Here is a 17,081-nt window from a genome sequence, read left to right as displayed (position 1 = left end):
TGCGCGTGCCGAGCCTGCTACGCGTACGGACGCTGGGACGGTGCGGAAGGGGAAGATTACTCGCTTCGACAAGCGCCTACGTCTTTCACGGCGCGGTCACTGTCGCCGCGATCCGGCTGTGGCTCCGGTCTTGAGCCCTCCCCCCGATTACTTCTGATTCGCTGTGGTCCAGGACGGGGAGGTTGGCGGACGTGTACGCGTCCGCGATGCTGAACCCGCTGGCACAGCGTGGGTACTCACCCTTACCGAAGACGTGGGCGATTCCGTCAGCGAGTGCCTCGTGCCCGTCGCGGACGGCAGCCTCGTGCATCCGCCGGCCGGTACCGGAAAGATCCTCGGGGGACGCTGGCCGCAGGCCGCGCCGATCCACGTCGCCCAGTGCCAGTCCCGGATCGCTGCATAGCGCCCGTGTCCCCGATGGCGATCGTCACCTCTACGGCGCAGTGGGGGTAGGCCATGTCGTAGAAGCCGTCCATCAAGTCCCCAGGACGGCACTCCGGTGGTACTGCTCTCTTGCCGCTCTCTCGCCGAGAGCAGATCGCGGAAGGTCGCCAGATAGTCGACTGCCCGTGATCCGGGGCCCGTGACCTGGTGCTTTCGTCGCTGGCGGCCGTGGCTCGTCTGTCACAGTCGGTCGCGGTTGGTCGATCTCGGGCGACCTCGAACGGCCTAGGACGGCCCCAGAACGATCACTCGTCAGACCTCGCATCCTGGCGCCATGGCAGTAGTGGATGCACAGGACAACCTGCGCGGTGCCTGCTCAACGAGCGGGGTGTGGGAGATCTTTCACAAGACGAGTACGACTGTCTCATAAGCCCGATCCTGAGCCAGCTGACGCGCGGAGGCGCCCGAGCAGAGGTGAGGAGTGCCCGTGCCATGAACTGACGGACCACTTCGGCTTGAGCCACCCCTACGACGCGGCTGGCATGGCGGACCGCCTCAACGCTTGGTGGACATCGATTCGATCAGAGGAAGCCTCACAGGCGAGCAGGACCCGGCTATCGTCTGACGCCGGGAGGCCGGCGGCGTCGCTACGACTGAGGCAGCCGCCAGCGATCTGGAAAACCGTCATAGCGCAAGCCACCGTGAGTTCAAATCCCACACCCACCACTTCATAAGTCAGAAGCTTGCAGGGCAGAAGGGGTGCCACGCTGCAGAGCGGCACCCCTTCGGCATGCACCCTGCCTCACCCTGATCCGGCCCACCCGGCCCATTATTAGGCTTGGAGGCTCCGACGGGCCGTCGCCCGCCGCCCGGCGGGAGGTACGGCACTCGTGCGGCTGCCCCGCACCACCACACCCAAGGATGGCAACCGAGTGTCCTTCTTCACCATCGGCCACCGCGGCGTCATGGCCGCCGAGCCGGAGAACACCCTGCGCTCCTTCCTGCGGGCCGAACGCGAGGGGCTGGACGGCATTGAACTGGACCTGCACCTGAGCAGGGACGGCGAGCTGGTCGTCATGCACGACGAGACCCTGGACCGCACGACGGACGGCTCCGGTCCGATCGCCGACCAGAAGCTGGCGGAGCTCAAGGAGCTCGACGCCGGCCTCGGCGAGCGCATCCCCACGTTCGGGGAGGTGCTGGACGTCGTCGGGCCGACACTGCCGATCCAGGCGGAGATCAAGGACGTGGCCGCCGCCCGGTCGCTGGCCAAGGTGCTCACCGACCGCGGCCTGCTGGACCGGGTCTCGGTGCTGTCGTTCCACGACGCGGCGCTGATCGAGATCCACCACGTGCTGCCGCAGGCCCGCACCGTGCTGGTGGCGGGGCCCAGCGCGCACCGCGACACCTTCGTCGGCCGTGCCCAGAAGGTCGGTTCCACCCTGGTCAGCGTGGAGCTGCGCCAGCTGAACCGGGCCATCGTGGAGAAGTGCGGCGCCGCCGGCATCGACGTGATGGCCTGGACCGTCAATGACGAGCGCGACCTGTCGCTGGCCCGGGCGCTCGGACTGGTGGGCTGCGTGACCGACCAGCCCGGCATGAAGCGGCTGGTCGAGGCCACCGCCTGACCTCAGGGGCCCGGAACCGAACCGGCCGCCCGTACGGTCGGACGAGAGCATGAACGCCGTGGTCGCAGTCCCGCGCGCAGGGCCCACCGAGCTCAGGTCGCTGCCTGCCAGGCGTCGACGAGCGAGCGGACGGACGGAAACCGGTGCCCTGGGGAGATGGCGGTTGCTGTCCTGACGACCTCCAGCTGCTCAGGTGTCCCGCGCCATTGCTGCTCCTCGTCGCCGGCGTCCAAGAGGAGGCGGAGCACCCGGCCCAGAGCGAACACGGTTGTCCGGATGTCGATCAGCGATCCGCGCGCGAACTCCTCCGGTGCCATATAGCGCGTCGACCCGGGCAACCGGTCCGCCTTCAGGACGAAGGGCCCTGACCGGTATTCGTCCAAGTCGCACAGCATCATGCGGTGCTCGTCGAAGTCGTACAACATGCATCCGTCATAGAGGTCGACCGCAACAAATCCGGCTTCCTCCACGACCAGGTGGGCAGAGAGGATGGATTCCAGCGCGGCGTGAATTCGGGGAAGCGGCTGGGCCCTGAAGCGCGTCATCGGGCTGTCCGGAGCTGCCCGACCTGCTTGGCATGAGAGGGTCGGGTGGTAGAGAACCTCACCGCTCAACCATGGGTAGATCAGCACGAGGCCGTCGTCGGTGGTGAAGGAACACATCAGGGGCACGATGGCCGAGTGTGAGACGTTTTGGTGAAAGGACACCGCCCGGCGCAGGGAGGAGATCCCCTGCGGTGTCAACGCGCCTTTCACGAACCAACGTTGCCCTGATGCCAGCAGTCCGTATGAGATACAGCCAGAGTCCTGCTCTTCGAACTTCTGGAACACGGTGCCCAACCGGCCGAGAGCGGTTCCGAGAGTCGCAACGTGTATCACTTCATGAAACAGGTGCGTCTTCACTTCGTACATGATGTCACTCGCCCTGACAGGGCTGCCAGAGCGGATCATCCGACACGCAGAGCGAAACAGGCCAGATCCATTGAGACCGGGACCAAGGTCGGCTGAGACGGACAACCACTCCGCGGGACACCGCCCCCGCGCCCCCGGTGATGTGCCGCAGCGAAGCTTGACGTTGCTCAGCGGAGGCTGCTGACCGGGCGCGTATCCGGCTGGAGGTGCGGGTGGCTTCGACGGCGAGGTCCTGGTCGAAGCCACCCGCGAGGTCAGTTCAGCGCTGATCTCGTCGGTCAGTTCGAGCGAGCGTAAGGTGTGCGGCATTGTCCGGGCGGCGTCCGCGATCACTGCGGCGTCCTTCGCGTCGGTCTCTGCCTCGCCCGGATAGAGGCCAGCGATCCGCCGCATGCACAGGCCGGGCAGGCAGACGACCTTGCAGCCGGCGTCCCAGGCGACGGTAAGAGGGAGGGCGCCGATGTACGCGGGCCGCTACTTGGGCTCGCTGTTGCAGGCCATCCCCGTCCGGTCCCTCCGGCGTCGCGGACACCGGCACATCAGGTACATCAGGGGCTTCGTCATGTGGATCCGGGTGCCCGATGGGATCGAGCACCCGGATCCACCCTTGGTTGTCAGGGGTTGCGATCAGTTCTGCTGACACTCAGTCGCCCTAGCCCCAGCCCCAACCGTGGTCGCCCCAGCCCCAGCCGTGGTGGTGGCCCCAGCCCCAGCCGTGGTGGTGGCCCCAGCCCCAGCCCCAGCCCCAGCCGTGGTGGTGTCCTCCACCCCAGCCCCAGCCGTTGTCTTGGTGGAACGAGACGACGTGCTCGGGCGCGGCGTTGGTGGCTGCTTGGGCGGCTCCAGCCCCGGCGGCGATGGCCAGGATCGGTGCCGACGCAACCGCGACAACCACTCTCTTGATACGTGTGCGCGCGCGCATGGTGAGCCCCCTCTCTGAGGGTGTGCTTGATTTTCTGGCGGCCTCGATGGGCCGTCCCCTGCGCTTCAGAGCCTGCGCGTAGCTCTGTGTGTCGCTCGCCGCCCGCGAAGCGCGTTCAGGCGGCGGGACCATCACCTCCGATATCGACTATAAGTGTTTGTGAAACTTCTCGGTTGATATTGTTGCGAGAAGGTTTTGCCTCCTATGAATTCATACGGAAATGACGTTCGTCGGGATTGCTCCGCAGTCGAAATCACAATGCGATGGTTTCTGATTCCGCCGAGCAGGGCCGGCGGTGGGGCATCTGCATAGAAGACCAGGTGCTCGGGCAGGTCCGCCGGGCTCCGGGGTGTGGGGACGGTGCATGACAACAGCGGCTTGCTCGGTGCCGGCGGTGAGGGACGCTGCACCCCTCCAGCACCAGAGTCGACAGCGACACCGCCGTCGCCGGCACGGCGGACCGGAGATGGCGAGTTCAAGACCGACGGCATACGTCCACAGCCTCACGGAATCGTGAACCGTCTCGCAGACGAAGACGCCCAGCTCAGGCTGACGCTGCCCTCAACCTCTCGAAGACAGCCATCGGATCCTGCTGCGTCAGGTACTGGAAGTGCCAGCCCACGACTCCACCGTCGTCAGCGAGTGTCGCCAGCGTGGGGTCGCCGGACGTGAGGAGCCTGGGCTTCGTCCATTGCTGAGAAACCACAGCGAGCGGGGTTGCTCCGCTGATCAGGACCCGGGTCGCCTGGTTCCAGGCGACCCGGGGAAGATAACTGCTCCTGGCGACCGATGTGACCGCTTCCTGGAGGTGCATCCCGGCCGGGAAGTCTCTCTCGTCGTCGTGTGGCGCGCCGACAGCGTCGCCCATGGCGACGCTGTCCCTGGTCAGATGCACCTTCATGCTCGGAGCCTATGGCTGCGAGACGTTGGCCCGGGGTCTGCTTGGCTGACGAGCAGGGCGCCTTCCGTCCGTACGCGTCCTCCACGAAACGCGGAATCGCGGGCGGAGCCATATTTTCAGGAAGCCCCGACAGTGTGGCTTGTATCGAAGGCTGGCTCGTTGGTCCGGTCGGCGTGGTCCTCCGCGGCGACTGATCGTTTTGTTACTGCTTGTCGCGCACGGCGAGCCGTTTGGCGGTCTCGGTCTTGACCGTCTCGTGCAGCTCGTCTGACGTGAAGCCGAGGTTGCGCAGGATCTGCGCTGCTGGGCTCTCCTCGGTGCGGATCAGGCCCAGCAGCGTGTGTTCCGTGCCGACCCAGTCGTGGCCGAGGTCGGCCGACGCGCGGCGTGCCTGCTCGATGGCCTCCTTGCTCTCCGGCCGGAACGCGATGTGACCCCGCAGCGCCTTCGCCCCGGCCGGCGACATCGCTTCCTCGATCGCGCCGCGGATGCGTTGCTCCGATCCGGTTTTCGCCACCAGCACCTCGTACGCCAGGCCCCGCGGTTCGCCGAGCAGGCCGAGCAGGATGTGTTCGGTGCCGATGAAGTCGTGCTTGTGCGTCCGGGCGGCCTCCTGCGCCAGCACGATGCAGTGTCGGTTCAGGTTGGTGAACCGCTCAAACGCGGCGGGCGCGTGGCGTTGCTGGGCGGCCTGTTTGGACACGCCGATGGCGTCGCCGATCTCGGTCCAGGACGCGCCGGTCTGCTTGGCCTTGCTGACGTAGTGGTCGATGAGCTGGTCACCGAGGTCGGACAGCGTCTGGGCGCGAAGTCGCGCCTCGCTGATGCGGGCCAGTTCGTTGGCGTCGGGGAGTTCCTCGTCGAGCCGGGCGATCAGGTCGGCGAGGCTGATGTCGAGTGGGCTCATGCGTCAATCGTAAGTTGACGATCGCTCGGCGTCAACTTGAAATTGACGATTGCTCCGGGTGTGCTCCCGTAGTGCGACGGTCCGGTACGGCAGTCGTGCCCGGTCGCGACCCCACGTCCCTCGCGCCGTTCTGTGAGCCGATGGGCTCGTGGCCGTTTCCGGGAGCTGGAGGAGAGCTGACAGCTTTGGTCAAGGGCCCGGTCCCTTATGTATCCCGTTCAGGAAAGACGCTGGATCGTTGTGTGCATCCCGCCTTACGGTGGCGCCATGACCGATCACTCGGAAGCGCCTGTCGCGCCCGTCGAGGCCTATGAACCTCCCTACTACGTGGTTGTCTTCAGCGCGGTGCGAACCCAGGATCAGAGCGGCTACAGCGAGACCAACGCACGCATGGAAGACCTGGTGAAGGACGTCCCTGGGTTCCTGGGGATGGACCACGCGCAGACTCCTGGCGGGCTGAGCATCACCGTCGGGTACTTCCGCGACGCCGACGCCCTCACGGAGTGGCGGAGCAACGCCGAGCACCGCGCGGCGCAAAAGCGCGGGCAAGCCGAGTGGTACCAGAGCTACACGCTGCATGTGGCGAAAGTGGAACGTAGCCACGGGTTCACGCGAGCGTAGGTCCCGCAGAATCCGGCAACAGGCGGGCCTTGGCAGTTGGGTGCTTGAGTCGGCGCGATTTGTCGTGTTGCCGACCTGGTGCCTGATGATCTGTGGGAAGGTGTGACGCCGTTGCCGCCTGCCCGGAGCATGTTCTGGATCACGATCCGGCTGGGACGACGCCACTCCAACTGCCCTTTTCCCGGACCCGAGCGGGCCCGCACGCCGATCTCGATACCGTTCTCGACCAGCAAACGCAGCACGGCGTTGACAGTGGCCAGCTCATCGAACAGGTCGAAGACCAGCCTCACGAGGGAGGGGGAGCAACCGTCGCCCGCACACGGACAGGTACGAGCAGAGCGGCAGATCCGCCGGGCAGCCCACAGTCGGCCGCGCGAGGTTTTCCAGCACCCGTGGAACCGGCCGCTGCGATGCGCCGCCGGCGACTTGGGACTCTCGCCGACCCCGGTCAGCGCTGCCGAGCACAGGGCGATGGACGACGTCACTGACATCGGCAAGATGCCCGGCCTGCCCGGACGGGATGTCTCACCCGGAACCGGACTGCACGGCTCCGTGCTCCGCGCCGTCCTCTCAGTCGGACGCGTGCGGCGGCTGCTTGGGGCCCGGGCTTCGTCGCGCGGTGTTGGCGAGGGCCAGTTGGGCGGTGACGGGCCGGGCCTGTGCCTGCTGTCACCGGCCCGGTCTTGGCCGTCGGCTCGGTGGGCTTCCTCACTCACCCGCGCTTCGGGCGTTGGCGAGATCGTTCGCCGTGTCGACGACGTGGTCTTCCGCGACGATCCCCAGGCTCGCCGGCGATCCGCTCCATGCGGCCCAGTCGACTCCGAGTCGCCGTCTGCACAAGCGGCCCGGCCTGCCCGGCCGCGTACGGCCGGGCAGCAGGCACCGCGTCCTCGGCGACAGCCGGGGCATGCCACTTGCGGTGTCGTTGACCGGCGGCCTTTCGCCGCCATCCGCCGGGATGGACGCGACGGCATCCACCGAATCTTTGATCGGCCTTGCCATGGGCCTGATCGGCTACCGTCACGCCCAACGTCTTTCTCAGGAGCACTTGGCGGGACCCTGCATCCCCGATGTCGCGCTCGCTGCCTTCCTCGTCGGAGTAGGGGACGAGATGCGGGCATTCGGCCGCAGGGCCAAGTGGGTTGATCATGTCGACGTCCGGTGACAGGCTGCCGCCGTGGATCTGGGACTTGCGGGGAAAACAGCCTTCATCACCGGGGGCAGTAGTGGCATCGGGCTGGCCATCGGCCGGGCGCTGCAGGAAGAGGGAGCTGCGGTCACCGTCTGCGGACGGGATCCGGAAAGGCTGAAGGCGTCGGGTCTGCCCGGCGTCCAGGCGGACGTCACGGATCCGGACGCGCTCGCCCGGGCCGTCGACGAGGCGGCCGACCGGATGGGCGGGCTCGACCTGCTGGTGGCCAATGCCGGCGGTGTGTGCGGGGGCGGGCTGCTGGATTCGACGCCCGAGGACTGGCTGCGGACGTACGAGTTGAACGTGCTGCATGCCGCCCACGCCATCCGCACCGCGGTGCCGCACTTCGAGCGGCGCGGGGGCGGTAGCGCGCTCATAGTGGCGTCGATCACGGGGTGGAAGCCGGGCCCCAGGTCGTCGTACGCCTCGGCGAAGGCAGCGGAGATCCACCTCGCGGCGGCACTCGGCCAGGAGCTGGGCCCGCGCAACATCCGCGTGAATGCGCTCAGTCCGGGTTCGGTGATGTTCGAGGGCGGGGGTTGGGCCTGGTTCCGGGACAACCGCCCGGAGCAGTACGAGGCTTTCTCCCGCGACGACTTCCCCCGTGGGCGGCTGGTCGAGGTGCAGGAGGTGGCGGACGTGGCGTGCTTCCTCCTGTCGGCCCGTGCCGGCGGGGTCAATGGCACCAACATCTGTGTGGACGGCGCCCAGGACCACCCGAGCGCGGGCCGGTTCTTTCCGTAGACGCTGCCGGCCATGGTTGCCACAGTGCCGGGACTCGTCGTCCGGGCCGAAGGCGCCCCGGAATGCTGCTCGCCGGCCGTGGCTGCGGCCGCGACGCGTACCGAGGGCTGGTCTGGGGCCCAAGCCATCACGCCCGTCATCCCCGCCGTGGTGGTCCGCCACGGGAGCCATCCCCGCACATGTGCACCGCTGTCGGCAGTCCTTCCTTCGCCGCTTCGACCTGGAACGCATGTTCTGCCTGTTCAAGCAGACGATCAGGCGGACCAGGCCCTGGCTTCGCAGGCGGGAGGCAGCCGACCGGTGGACGTGGCTGCTGATCGCCGCCCATGCCCAACCCCGACTGGCCTGCCCTTTGGCCGCAGTGAACGGGTACGAGGATCGCGCTGCCCAGCTCTTCGCCCTGCTCGCCGACGCCCCCCCCAGATCTTGATCGTGGGATCTGGGTGCGCACCGGCATCCCGTGGCGGGACACGGTCGACTACCGGGCCCGCTACGAGGCGGCCGTCCTCGTAGCGGCCCTCAACTAGACGATCAAGTCCGATGTGTTCGATCGCCTGCGACGGCCAACTGAAGGGCGGGCGTGCTGGGGCTCGAACTAAAGCACGGGAACTTCCGGCACAGCCGCCGCGTTTCTCCCGCATGCTGGCTATGTGGGGCGCCGCGCTTCCGGCGCTGGCCTTTCTCCTGTTCGTCTGCGGTGCGGCCGAGTTGATGATGCGGCGATTCAAGCGGCGCAGCGTCCTTCACCGCGGCCGCGGTCCTGAGCACCGCCCCTTGACAGGGTCCGCGTTCAACGAATTCGACCTGGTATTTAACGGCAACAAATCGATCGAGATCGAGCAGCAGCGACATGAGGCGAACCGCCGCGACGACCAGGACGACGGCGCCCCGCCACGCACCCGTATCGACCTGGCCAGCGGCACGGCCCGCATCGTCCTCCCGTCCGACCGCGAGGCCGTTCACCGACCGCGAGGGGGTGCGCAGCAACCCTGAGGAGACCCATGGCAAGCTCCTCTGCCCGACATCTGTGAGACCAAGAGGGCGTCCTCTTCTAAGGATCCGCACCTTTCTTACGATGGCGTGCCACGGCAGTGGCATGCTCCTCGCTGTGCATGAAGATCGGCAGAGCAGGACAATGGCGAGGGTGTGGGGGCGTATAGCGTGCGCCTGGGCGGTCGCTTTCGCCACGCTTCATTTCTACTGGGCGCTGGGCGGCAACTGGGGTCTGAGTGTCTCGGCGGGGCCCCTGGCCGAGGAACGTCCGGCGTGGTTCGTGGCGGTGGGCTTGTGGGGTGTGGGGGTGCTGTGCCTTGTCGGCGGGGTGCTGGGATGGCTTCTCGCCCGGCCGAGGCCCCATGGCCTGGCCGGACGGGTGATCAAGGCTCTGGGCTGGTCTGTTTGCGCTGTACTGCTGGTGCGCGGCATCGCGGTTGAGATGCTGTTGCTGACCGACACAGCAGGCCAGGAGGCGGACGTAAGCCCGGAACAGCGGCTGTGGACGCTGGTGCTGTGGAATCCCTGGTTCCTGGCCGGAGGTCTCGTCTTCGGCCTGTCCGCTCGGGAGTTCGGAAGAGCGGACGGTTCGAGTAGCGGAACCGCCTGAATTACATCGGGGATCACGACCAGACCATCCAAGATCATTGTGTGACGAACGACCTGAACACCCTGCTGACCGCACTGTACCGTGAAGATCTACGACGAGTTGGAGACAGGACGATGGATGGGCAGGCCACCGCAGCTGACCGACTCCGAACTGGTCACGCTCGCAGTCGCCCAGGCTCTGCTCGGCTTCTACTCTGAGACGCGCTGGCTGCGGTACGCGAACACGCACCTGGCGTCGATGTTCCCGATCTGCCGCAGCAGTCCGGGTACAACAAGCGCCTCAAAGCCGCGTTGCCGCTGGTGAAGAAGGCGATACGGATGCTCGCCGTCGACACGGACTTCTGGTTCGACACCCACTGGATCGCGGACTCCACGCCGGTGCCGTGCGGGATGTCCCGGCCGACGGCGAAGCGGTCAGAGCTGGCCGGCTGGGCCGGGTACGGGTATTGCGCCTCGCATTCCCGGTTCTTCTGGGGCCTGCGCCTGTACCTGGTCTGCACCCCGGTCGGCATGCCGATCCTGTGGGCGCCGGCCAGCCCCAAGATGGACGAGCGCGAGGTTCTGCAGGCGATGCTCGACGTCGACGCCGACCTGGTCGCCGACCGCCCGGGTCTGCTGATCATCACGGACAAGGGCTTCGCCTCCAAGGAGTTCGAGAGCGATCTCGCGATGCGCGGGATCAGCCTGCTGCGGCCCCCGTTCACGCGCGAGAAGAAGCGACCGGGCGAGAGCCCGCTGAAGTCGGTGCGGCAGCTGATCGAGTCCGTAAACGACACGTTGAAGGGCCAGTTGGACCTCGAACAGCACGGCGGCCGCACCTTCGAGGGCGTCGCCGTCCGCGTCGCCCAGCGCGTCCTCGCCATGGCCGCCGCGATCTGGCGCAACCACAGGACCGACGCCCCGATCACGCGGTCGCCCATCGCGCTTGATCACTGAACACATCGGACTTATTCGTCTACTGGCCGTGACCGGCGCAGAGAAGCCGTGAGAAGGCCATCCGTTGGGGCGGACGCCCGCTCACCATGGCAGCCTGACCACGAACCCGGCAGCCGTTCCCGGTGACCGCACTACCGGGTGGGCTGAAGGCTTGGATGGGAAGGCGGGGATTCGCAAGTGATCAGGCGTACGGCCGGAGCCGAGACCAATTGAGTGTGGGGGACGTCGGGGAGCCGGAGGTTGACGAAGCCTCCCTCGACCGCGAAGTCGACGCCCTCGGCGCGGCCGACGGAATGGCCGTCTGCGTCGATGATGGTGTAGCCGGACACGAGCTCGATCGAGCCCTTGCGCCACTCGCGGTTCATGCGGATACCTCCGGGAAGTCGAGGTCCGGCTGGGCAAGGTGGTTGAAGTAGTTGGACAGGGTGTTGAGTGCGATGTGGGCGACTATCTCGGCCAGCTCGGCATCGGTCACCCCGGCCCGACGGGCGTCGGCCAGCATCGTGTCCTCGACGCGGCCCCCGGTACGCATGACCTCGCGGGCGATGCGCAGCACCGCGTCAGCATGCGGGTCGGTGTCGTCGGCGGCCTCGCGGGTGCGCTTCAGTTCCTCGTCGGACAGGCCCAGCCTGCGGCCCCGGAATGTATGGGCGCTGACGCAGTACGTGCAGTGGTTCTCCTGCGCGGCCAGCAGCGCGAGCTGCTCGCGGAGGCGGGCGGGCAGGACACCGCGGCCGAGGTGATCGCGCAAGGCCAGGTAGCCGGCGAGTGCCGCCGGGCCGTTGGCCATCGCCGCGTACAGATTGGGCAGTCGGCCGAGCTGGCGGCGGGTCTGGTCGAGAAGCCCCGAGGGGTCGTCGGTGAGCTGTGGCATGCGTGGCACAAGTCCTCCAGATGGTACCGATCGGTTCCGTCTTCTGAGCGCAAGACGGTACCGATCGGTTCCGTCATCGTCAAGATCGGGATATCCTGGGGCCCATGGCCACCCACGCACGCGAACGCCTCCTCGACGCCGCCGAGGAACTTTTCTACGCCGAGGGCATCCGCGCCGTCGGCGTCGAACGCATCCTGGCCGAGTCCGGCGTCGGCCGGGCCTCCTTCTACCGGCACTTCGCCAGCAAGGATGACCTGGTCGTGGCCGTTCTGCAACGCCGCGACCAGGCCTGGCGCGCCTGGCTGGCTGAACGGGTGGACGCTCTCGGTGGAAAACCCCTGGACGTTTTCCGCGCACTGGCCGAGCGCTTCGCCGGCGCGGACTTCCGCGGTTGCGCCTTCATCAACACCATGGTCGAGACCGCGGACACCGACAGCGCGGCCTACCGGGTCGCCGGCGAGCACAAGGAGCGTGTCACCGCCTACGTTGCGGGTCTACTCGCCGAGGGTGGTCACGCGGATGCCGAGGCACTCGCACGACGGTTCGTGCTGCTGATGGACGGAGCGATCGTCACAGCGCTGCGGGAACGGACGACGGCTCCCGCTGCGGAGGCACGCGCGGTCGCAGCAGCCATACTGGGCGACGCAGCCTGACTCGGCAGCTACGGAGGTGACGTGATGGCCGGGTCCGGTGAGCTGGTCGACCCGTCAACGCCAAGGCGCGTATCGAGTGTGCTGACAGCCACTCGTTGATGGCCGCTACGAGGACGGTCGCCTCGTAGCGGACCGGGAGCTCGTCATGTCTCGTGGCCATGGCGCGGTGCCTTTTGAGGCGATCGATGCCGCACTTGACCGCGTGCCGAGCCCTGTAGTCCTCCGGGTCGAACCGCGGCGGGCGATCGCCGCGGGAGCCGAGCTTCTTCCGGTTGCGGGTCTGGTCGGCCTTGTCCGGGATGGTGCAGCGTATGCCACGTCTGCGCAGGTGGGTGCGGTTCTTGGGGGACGCGTACGCCTTTTCGGCGCGCACCCGCCTCGGCCTGGTGCGCGGTCGGCCCGGCCCCAGCCCGGGGACCGTGACGCCGGCCAAGAACGGCCTCGAACTCCGGAGGGTCCCCGCGCTGCCCCGCGGTGACCACGAGACCCTGTTCGACGGCCAGGTGCAGCTTGGTGGTCAGGCCACCAGGCGAGCGCCCGAGACCATGGTCGTCGGGCTCTGTGACGACCCCGCCAGGCGGCTCCATTTGCAGGTCCCCGTTACCGTTTTCGTGGCCCCGCCATCGGGGCTTCCGGTCTCCGGGCCCGGTATGACTTGGTCCCCTCGTCGGCATGATCGAAAAGGTGGTGTCGCCGGGACGTGAGGTGTTGGCAGCCCGCTGATCAGGGGCATGACCGCTCATATCCGCACCAGAGATGAGCAGGCCTTCGCAACGTGGATGCCGGCACGCTGGTGCCGCCCCGCGCGAGACCGGGAAGAGCCACCGGAATGCGGCCGGAACCCATTCCTCCTCCAGTGCAACGGCGACACCCCCCACCGCCTTCACTCGCACCTTCGGCTGGACAGCCGTCTGTACGTTCCCCATCTACTGGTTCCCGGTGCGGCTAGCTTGACTCTGTCGGGGATCTTGGGAGGTCGAGGTCAACTGCCGAGCGTCCACCAGGACTTCGACCGGGGGATGCCGTGCTGGTCCAGGAAGGTCAGGGAGGCGGTCGGCGGCCGTGGTAAGGGCTTTTCCTCGGTTGGTGGCAGGCTACTGAGTCGCTCGATGTTCACGGCGATGGCCGTGAGCACATGTTGCAGGTGCGCTTTCGGCTGTCCTCGGTAGCGGCAGTGGCGCATACCGTGTCCGTGGGCGAACTCGTTGATGGTGCCTTCCACTCCGGAGCGGACCGCGTAGCGGGCCTTCCAGTCGGGTTTCTGCTGATCGGTGCGGACGCGGAACTGCAGGTCACGCAGCTCTCGTGGGGGAAAGCGCATGTTCCGGGCGCTCTCGCGGGAGCTGGTGCAGCGAGGGCGGTCCGGACACGGCTGGCACTGGCCTTTGGTGAACCGCGCCACGATCAGCGGGGCGGCGGTGGGCGAGGAAGTCGGGTAGGGGCCGTGCCAGCCCTGGCTTACCTGGCCCCGGGGACAGGTGACCTGTCGGCGGTCGAAGTCGATGTGGAAGTCGTCCCGGTCGAAGCCTTCGTTCCTGCGGTGCTGGCGGGTGGGGTTGCCTGGCAGCGGCCCGCTGACGGTGACCCGGTGTTCACGGGTGGCTCGTTCCAGGTGGACGAGGGAGGTGTAGCCGCCGTCGACCAGGTGCTCCGCGGGCACCAGCCCGCGACGCGCCAGCCGGGTGTGAATACCGGGCAGGGCCTGGGCGTCGTTGGCCGCGGCGGAGGTAGTGGCCACGTCCGTGATCACGGTGGTGGCGGCCAGGCGGTTGGTGGCTATCGGGCGGTTCGGCGGTCGTACACGCTGATTCTCAGGCGCGCGTCGCCGCCGAGTACGGGAAGGGCCCGAGCTTCGGACGGGAGCTCGACCTCACCGATGTAGGAGTCGCCGTCCCGCTGGAATGTGACCGGCTCCCGTTGCGTGGCGGGCAAGCCCTCGGTAATGGGGTCGAAGCAGTCGTAGGAGCCGCCCACCATGGAATTCCACGCCGCCCAGGCCTGCAACCCGGCCCCGTCCGCGCCGGGCCCAAGGTCGACGATGAGCCAGTCCTGCCAATCCGGAACCTGCTCCAGGTGGTCGGCGAATTCGAAGCCAGTGTCTCGCTCATTGAGCTTGAACACCCGCAGGGTCAGTGTGTAGCGCACCCGACCGTCATGCCTGGGCGTGCTGCCCGGTTTCGCTGTCGGCTGCCTGGGCCCCGCGCGGTCTGGTTCGAGGAGGAACGTTGTCACCAGTGTTACCGGGCGTTCGACTGTGTGCTGGACGCTGCGGATCTCCTCGTTGAGCTGGATTGGGCACCAGTGTGCGGCCATCTGCTCGCTCATCACGACGGACAGCCCTCGAATCGACAGGCGCATGTCGGCCTGCCAGACCGGCTCGTCTGCAGCATCCGGGAGGCCGACGAGGGCGACTTGGACCTGCCAACGGCCGAACAGGAACCGCCGCAGATTCTGGTAGCCCTCCTCGGAGTTGACCTCGCCGTAGCGGCCGGAGTGTGACTTGTAGACATATGCTCGATGCGCGCGCCGGACGTAAGCGTTCTCGATGCGCACCAGACCATCGCTTTTGGGTCCGACCACCAGCCGGGAAGGCCCATAGTCCTTCGGGTCGGTGCCGATGAGGCAGAAGATGTCGTCGGCAGCGAACACGTCCTCGGGAACATCCTGTGGATCCCACTCCACCCCGCCAGTGGGTACGTCACCAAAGGACGCCCCCGGAGTGAGGCAGCCGTACATCTTCTCGGGGGCGAAGATGCTGGAACCGATCGGCCCAAACACCTGCTCGGCCCAGTCGAGAGCGTCGAGCTGGAACGCAATCCCACCGTGTGGAGTTCCGTAGGTGAAGAGCTTCGCCACCAGATCCTTCGCTGGCAGGCGGTTACCTCCAGGTTGGCGGCAGATTTTCTGCATCATGCAACGGGCGATCAGGCCGCCCATCGAGTGGGCCACCAGGTAGACCTTCGGCGCACCGGACTTCTCCCGGATGATCATGATCAGCTCGTAGAGGTCCTTCGCCGCGGACTCGATGTCGAAGCCGTGGACAGTGACTAGCTGCTGCATTTTCCCGAAGACTCGCTGCACGACGTTCTGATGGGGCGGCGGCAGGAAGGTCGTCGCAGCCTGGTCGTAGAACCGGTGCACCCACAGCGACGCCATCGGCACATCTGTGGCGTCCTGCAGGTACTGGCGCTGGTCTCCCTGCACGGGAAGCTGGTAGCCCTCATCGGTCATCAAGCGCAGCAGCGGCCCCTCGAACTGATAGAAGAGCGGATCCCCGTCTCCCCCTACCCGCACATGAGTGGCGCCTCGATTGAACCCGTAGAAGGGGTCATCCACCGCGGCGTCGATCCCAGCCGTCGGCCCGGCGTACCCCCGCACGTAGACGATCGGCAGCTTGTCCATCCGCGTCCTCCGGCTACGCTGACCATGACAGCAAGAGATATGCCCGGAATGCGTAAATTTGATCTAAGGGGGGAGAGTCGTCACCCGTTTGAAGGCAGAGGCCTGCGCCAGCCTCTGCCATCCCCAAAACCGACGATCGTCATTAACACCACCGCCCGGTCAAGCAGAAGACAGTCATCGCCACGGCCATCGCGTCCGCCCTGAGCCCGCTGGGAGCGAACCAGGAGTCCGGCCGCTTTCCCGCGCCGAGGTCGCCCACTGCTCTAGGCCTCATGTCGTGCCTCGCCATCTTTCCATGAAGGCCCCAACTCCCTTGCCTCGGCTCGAGGATCAGAAACAGGCACTTAGCTTGTCATTTATGGTCCAGCGTCGAACGTGACCCGAACTTGGTCAGGGTTTTCGCAGTTCAGCGGACACGTAGGCGGCCTTCGTCTGATCCTTTGCTCCGTCACAGAGGCAGAGGAACAGCGCGAAGGCCGTGGTCGTGAGTCTGGAGCATCAAGGTGTCCCGAGGGATGCGTTCGCGGAAGGGTCACGCTTCCGGACGGAGTTGTACGCGTGTCTGACCGCGCGGGGCGACGCGCTGTTCGAGTTATGCGATGCATTGCTGTGCACGGACGGGCCGGTGCGGACGCTGGTCGACCTTGCGCTCGCCCCGGAACACCGCCGTGGGCACGGCGCCCTGTACGGCGGTCTCAACCAGGGACGGATCGACGTGGCCCGGCGGCGCCGCGCATTGGCCTCGATGCCGCTGCCACGGGCTGCGGACGGTCGGATCGTGCTGGCCGCGGACGTTTCACCGTGGCTGCGGCCGGACGCCAACACCTGCCCTGACCGGGCTTTCTGCCATACATTCGGCCGCGGCGGGGCAAAGCACCAGATGGTCCCGGGCTGGCCGTACTCGATCGTGGCTGCTCTGGAGACCGGCCGCACCTCGTGGACGGCGGTGCTGGACGCGGTGCGTCTGGAGCCCGGCGCGGGCGTCGCCGCGGTGACGCCCGTCCAACTCCTTGAGGTCGTCGAGCGACTCGTCGCCACCGGGCAGTGGAAGCCGGGTGATCCGAAGGTCCTGGTCGTACTGGACGCTGGATATGACGCGCCCCGCATCGCTCACCTGCTGGGCGACCTGCCCGTCGAGGTCCTGGGCCGGCTGCGGTCGGACCGGGTGATGCGCAAACCGGTCCCGGTGCCGTGGATCTCGCCGCCGCAGGGAGGCCGACCGCCCAAGCACGGCGGCGAGTTCATCTTCGGCGACCCGGTCACCTGGGGCGCCGAGCAAGCCATGACAGTCACTGATGGCGATTCTTGAAAACGACGCAGGTGCTCTTCGCCCCAGCTCGTGAAATGTTGAAGCGTGTGGGGAGAGCGGGGAGCGACGAGCGAGTGCGTTTCGTGCCGATAGGT

The 17,081-nt window shown here is 67.1% G+C and carries 16 protein-coding genes and 3 pseudogenes; 10 read left to right on the top strand and 9 right to left on the bottom strand.

Going from position 1 to position 17,081, the window contains the following annotated elements:
- Positions 1-253: 253 nt before the first annotated feature.
- Together ACZ418_RS36360 and ACZ418_RS36355 are read left to right on the top strand one after the other, a co-directional pair.
- Entirely contained in the window at positions 254-403 is a 150-nt protein-coding gene (locus ACZ418_RS36360) for a hypothetical protein (RefSeq protein ID WP_468371482.1), read from the top strand.
- A 913-nt stretch (positions 404-1,316) separates the two neighbouring features.
- Positions 1,317-2,012 carry a glycerophosphodiester phosphodiesterase gene (locus ACZ418_RS36355; protein ID WP_468371481.1) on the top strand — a complete coding sequence of 232 codons (696 nt, stop codon included), beginning with the start codon at positions 1,317-1,319 and terminating at the stop codon, positions 2,010-2,012.
- A 92-nt stretch (positions 2,013-2,104) separates the two neighbouring features.
- Here ACZ418_RS36355 and ACZ418_RS36350 read toward each other — a convergent pair whose 3' ends face one another.
- From ACZ418_RS36350 to ACZ418_RS36330, 5 genes and pseudogenes are all read right to left on the bottom strand, one after another.
- Complete coding sequence (locus ACZ418_RS36350; RefSeq protein WP_468371479.1) at positions 2,105-2,923, bottom strand: protein kinase family protein; 819 nt, start codon at positions 2,921-2,923, stop codon at positions 2,105-2,107.
- 190 nt (positions 2,924-3,113) lie between these two features.
- Positions 3,114-3,397: pseudogene (locus tag ACZ418_RS36345) on the bottom strand (IS110 family transposase); the annotation flags it as partial.
- A 178-nt stretch (positions 3,398-3,575) separates the two neighbouring features.
- Complete coding sequence (locus ACZ418_RS36340) at positions 3,576-3,845, bottom strand: hypothetical protein (RefSeq protein ID WP_468371478.1); 270 nt, start codon at positions 3,843-3,845, stop codon at positions 3,576-3,578.
- A gap of 544 nt (positions 3,846-4,389) precedes the next feature.
- Positions 4,390-4,746 carry a hypothetical protein gene (locus ACZ418_RS36335; protein WP_468371477.1) on the bottom strand — a complete coding sequence of 119 codons (357 nt, stop codon included), beginning with the start codon at positions 4,744-4,746 and terminating at the stop codon, positions 4,390-4,392.
- A gap of 202 nt (positions 4,747-4,948) precedes the next feature.
- Complete coding sequence (locus tag ACZ418_RS36330) at positions 4,949-5,653, bottom strand: Clp protease N-terminal domain-containing protein (RefSeq protein WP_468371475.1); 705 nt, start codon at positions 5,651-5,653, stop codon at positions 4,949-4,951.
- 267 nt (positions 5,654-5,920) lie between these two features.
- On the opposite strand from ACZ418_RS36330, the gene ACZ418_RS36325 reads away from it, so the two are divergent.
- The 6 genes and pseudogenes from ACZ418_RS36325 to ACZ418_RS36300 all read left to right on the top strand — a co-directional run bounded on the left by ACZ418_RS36325 (position 5,921) and on the right by ACZ418_RS36300 (position 10,748).
- Positions 5,921-6,274: an antibiotic biosynthesis monooxygenase family protein gene (locus ACZ418_RS36325; protein ID WP_468371474.1), complete on the top strand. Its 354-nt coding sequence runs from the start codon at positions 5,921-5,923 to the stop codon at positions 6,272-6,274.
- A gap of 907 nt (positions 6,275-7,181) precedes the next feature.
- Positions 7,182-7,439 (top strand): hypothetical protein, encoded by a 258-nt coding sequence (locus ACZ418_RS36320; protein ID WP_468371472.1) that lies wholly within the window; start codon positions 7,182-7,184, stop codon positions 7,437-7,439.
- Positions 7,440-7,451: 12 nt separating this feature from the next.
- On the top strand, positions 7,452-8,210 hold the full coding sequence (locus ACZ418_RS36315) for an SDR family NAD(P)-dependent oxidoreductase (RefSeq protein ID WP_468371471.1): 759 nt from the start codon (positions 7,452-7,454) through the stop codon (positions 8,208-8,210).
- Between the two features lie 540 nt (positions 8,211-8,750).
- Entirely contained in the window at positions 8,751-9,203 is a 453-nt protein-coding gene (locus ACZ418_RS36310) for a DUF6191 domain-containing protein (protein WP_468371469.1), read from the top strand.
- A 151-nt stretch (positions 9,204-9,354) separates the two neighbouring features.
- A complete protein-coding gene (locus ACZ418_RS36305; protein WP_468371468.1) occupies positions 9,355-9,813 on the top strand; it encodes a DUF3995 domain-containing protein in 459 nt (152 codons plus the stop codon).
- 41 nt (positions 9,814-9,854) lie between these two features.
- A pseudogene (locus ACZ418_RS36300) lies at positions 9,855-10,748 on the top strand (IS982 family transposase).
- Between the two features lie 131 nt (positions 10,749-10,879).
- Here the strand turns inward: ACZ418_RS36300 and ACZ418_RS36295 are convergent.
- Together ACZ418_RS36295 and ACZ418_RS36290 are read right to left on the bottom strand one after the other, a co-directional pair.
- A complete protein-coding gene (locus tag ACZ418_RS36295) occupies positions 10,880-11,113 on the bottom strand; it encodes a hypothetical protein (RefSeq protein ID WP_468371467.1) in 234 nt (77 codons plus the stop codon).
- Positions 11,110-11,622 carry a carboxymuconolactone decarboxylase family protein gene (locus ACZ418_RS36290; protein ID WP_468371466.1) on the bottom strand — a complete coding sequence of 171 codons (513 nt, stop codon included), beginning with the start codon at positions 11,620-11,622 and terminating at the stop codon, positions 11,110-11,112. Before ACZ418_RS36290 ends, ACZ418_RS36295 begins: the two co-directional genes overlap by 4 nt.
- 104 nt (positions 11,623-11,726) lie before the next feature.
- On the opposite strand from ACZ418_RS36290, the gene ACZ418_RS36285 reads away from it, so the two are divergent.
- Positions 11,727-12,275 (top strand): TetR/AcrR family transcriptional regulator, encoded by a 549-nt coding sequence (locus ACZ418_RS36285; RefSeq protein WP_468371464.1) that lies wholly within the window; start codon positions 11,727-11,729, stop codon positions 12,273-12,275.
- Positions 12,276-13,257: 982 nt separating this feature from the next.
- Here the strand turns inward: ACZ418_RS36285 and ACZ418_RS36280 are convergent.
- A complete protein-coding gene (locus ACZ418_RS36280) occupies positions 13,258-14,025 on the bottom strand; it encodes a transposase (protein WP_468371463.1) in 768 nt (255 codons plus the stop codon).
- 26 nt (positions 14,026-14,051) lie between these two features.
- A complete protein-coding gene (locus ACZ418_RS36275; RefSeq protein WP_468371462.1) occupies positions 14,052-15,677 on the bottom strand; it encodes an esterase/lipase family protein in 1,626 nt (541 codons plus the stop codon).
- 484 nt (positions 15,678-16,161) lie between these two features.
- Here ACZ418_RS36275 and ACZ418_RS36270 point away from each other — a divergent pair.
- A pseudogene (locus tag ACZ418_RS36270) lies at positions 16,162-16,974 on the top strand (transposase); the annotation flags it as partial.
- Positions 16,975-17,081: the final 107 nt, after the last annotated feature.

It is taken from the genome of Streptomyces sp. NPDC030820 (genome assembly GCF_055572075.1).
Note: the sequence above shows the minus strand (reverse complement) of the source record. Positions and strands in the feature narration are given on the sequence as shown.

Excerpts from the sequence above, each read along its gene's own strand:
- ACZ418_RS36350 (WP_468371479.1), bottom strand. The coding sequence starts at position 2,923 with ATGTACGAAGTGAAGACGCACCTGTTTCATGAAGTGATACACGTTGCG.
- ACZ418_RS36340 (WP_468371478.1), bottom strand. The coding sequence starts at position 3,845 with ATGCGCGCGCGCACACGTATCAAGAGAGTGGTTGTCGCGGTTGCGTCG.
- ACZ418_RS36335 (WP_468371477.1), bottom strand. The coding sequence starts at position 4,746 with ATGAAGGTGCATCTGACCAGGGACAGCGTCGCCATGGGCGACGCTGTC.
- ACZ418_RS36330 (WP_468371475.1), bottom strand. The coding sequence starts at position 5,653 with ATGAGCCCACTCGACATCAGCCTCGCCGACCTGATCGCCCGGCTCGAC.
- ACZ418_RS36325 (WP_468371474.1), top strand. The coding sequence starts at position 5,921 with ATGACCGATCACTCGGAAGCGCCTGTCGCGCCCGTCGAGGCCTATGAA.
- ACZ418_RS36320 (WP_468371472.1), top strand. The coding sequence starts at position 7,182 with ATGCCACTTGCGGTGTCGTTGACCGGCGGCCTTTCGCCGCCATCCGCC.
- ACZ418_RS36310 (WP_468371469.1), top strand. The coding sequence starts at position 8,751 with ATGTGTTCGATCGCCTGCGACGGCCAACTGAAGGGCGGGCGTGCTGGG.
- ACZ418_RS36295 (WP_468371467.1), bottom strand. The coding sequence starts at position 11,113 with ATGAACCGCGAGTGGCGCAAGGGCTCGATCGAGCTCGTGTCCGGCTAC.
- ACZ418_RS36290 (WP_468371466.1), bottom strand. The coding sequence starts at position 11,622 with ATGCCACAGCTCACCGACGACCCCTCGGGGCTTCTCGACCAGACCCGC.
- ACZ418_RS36285 (WP_468371464.1), top strand. The coding sequence starts at position 11,727 with ATGGCCACCCACGCACGCGAACGCCTCCTCGACGCCGCCGAGGAACTT.
- ACZ418_RS36275 (WP_468371462.1), bottom strand. The coding sequence starts at position 15,677 with ATGGACAAGCTGCCGATCGTCTACGTGCGGGGGTACGCCGGGCCGACG.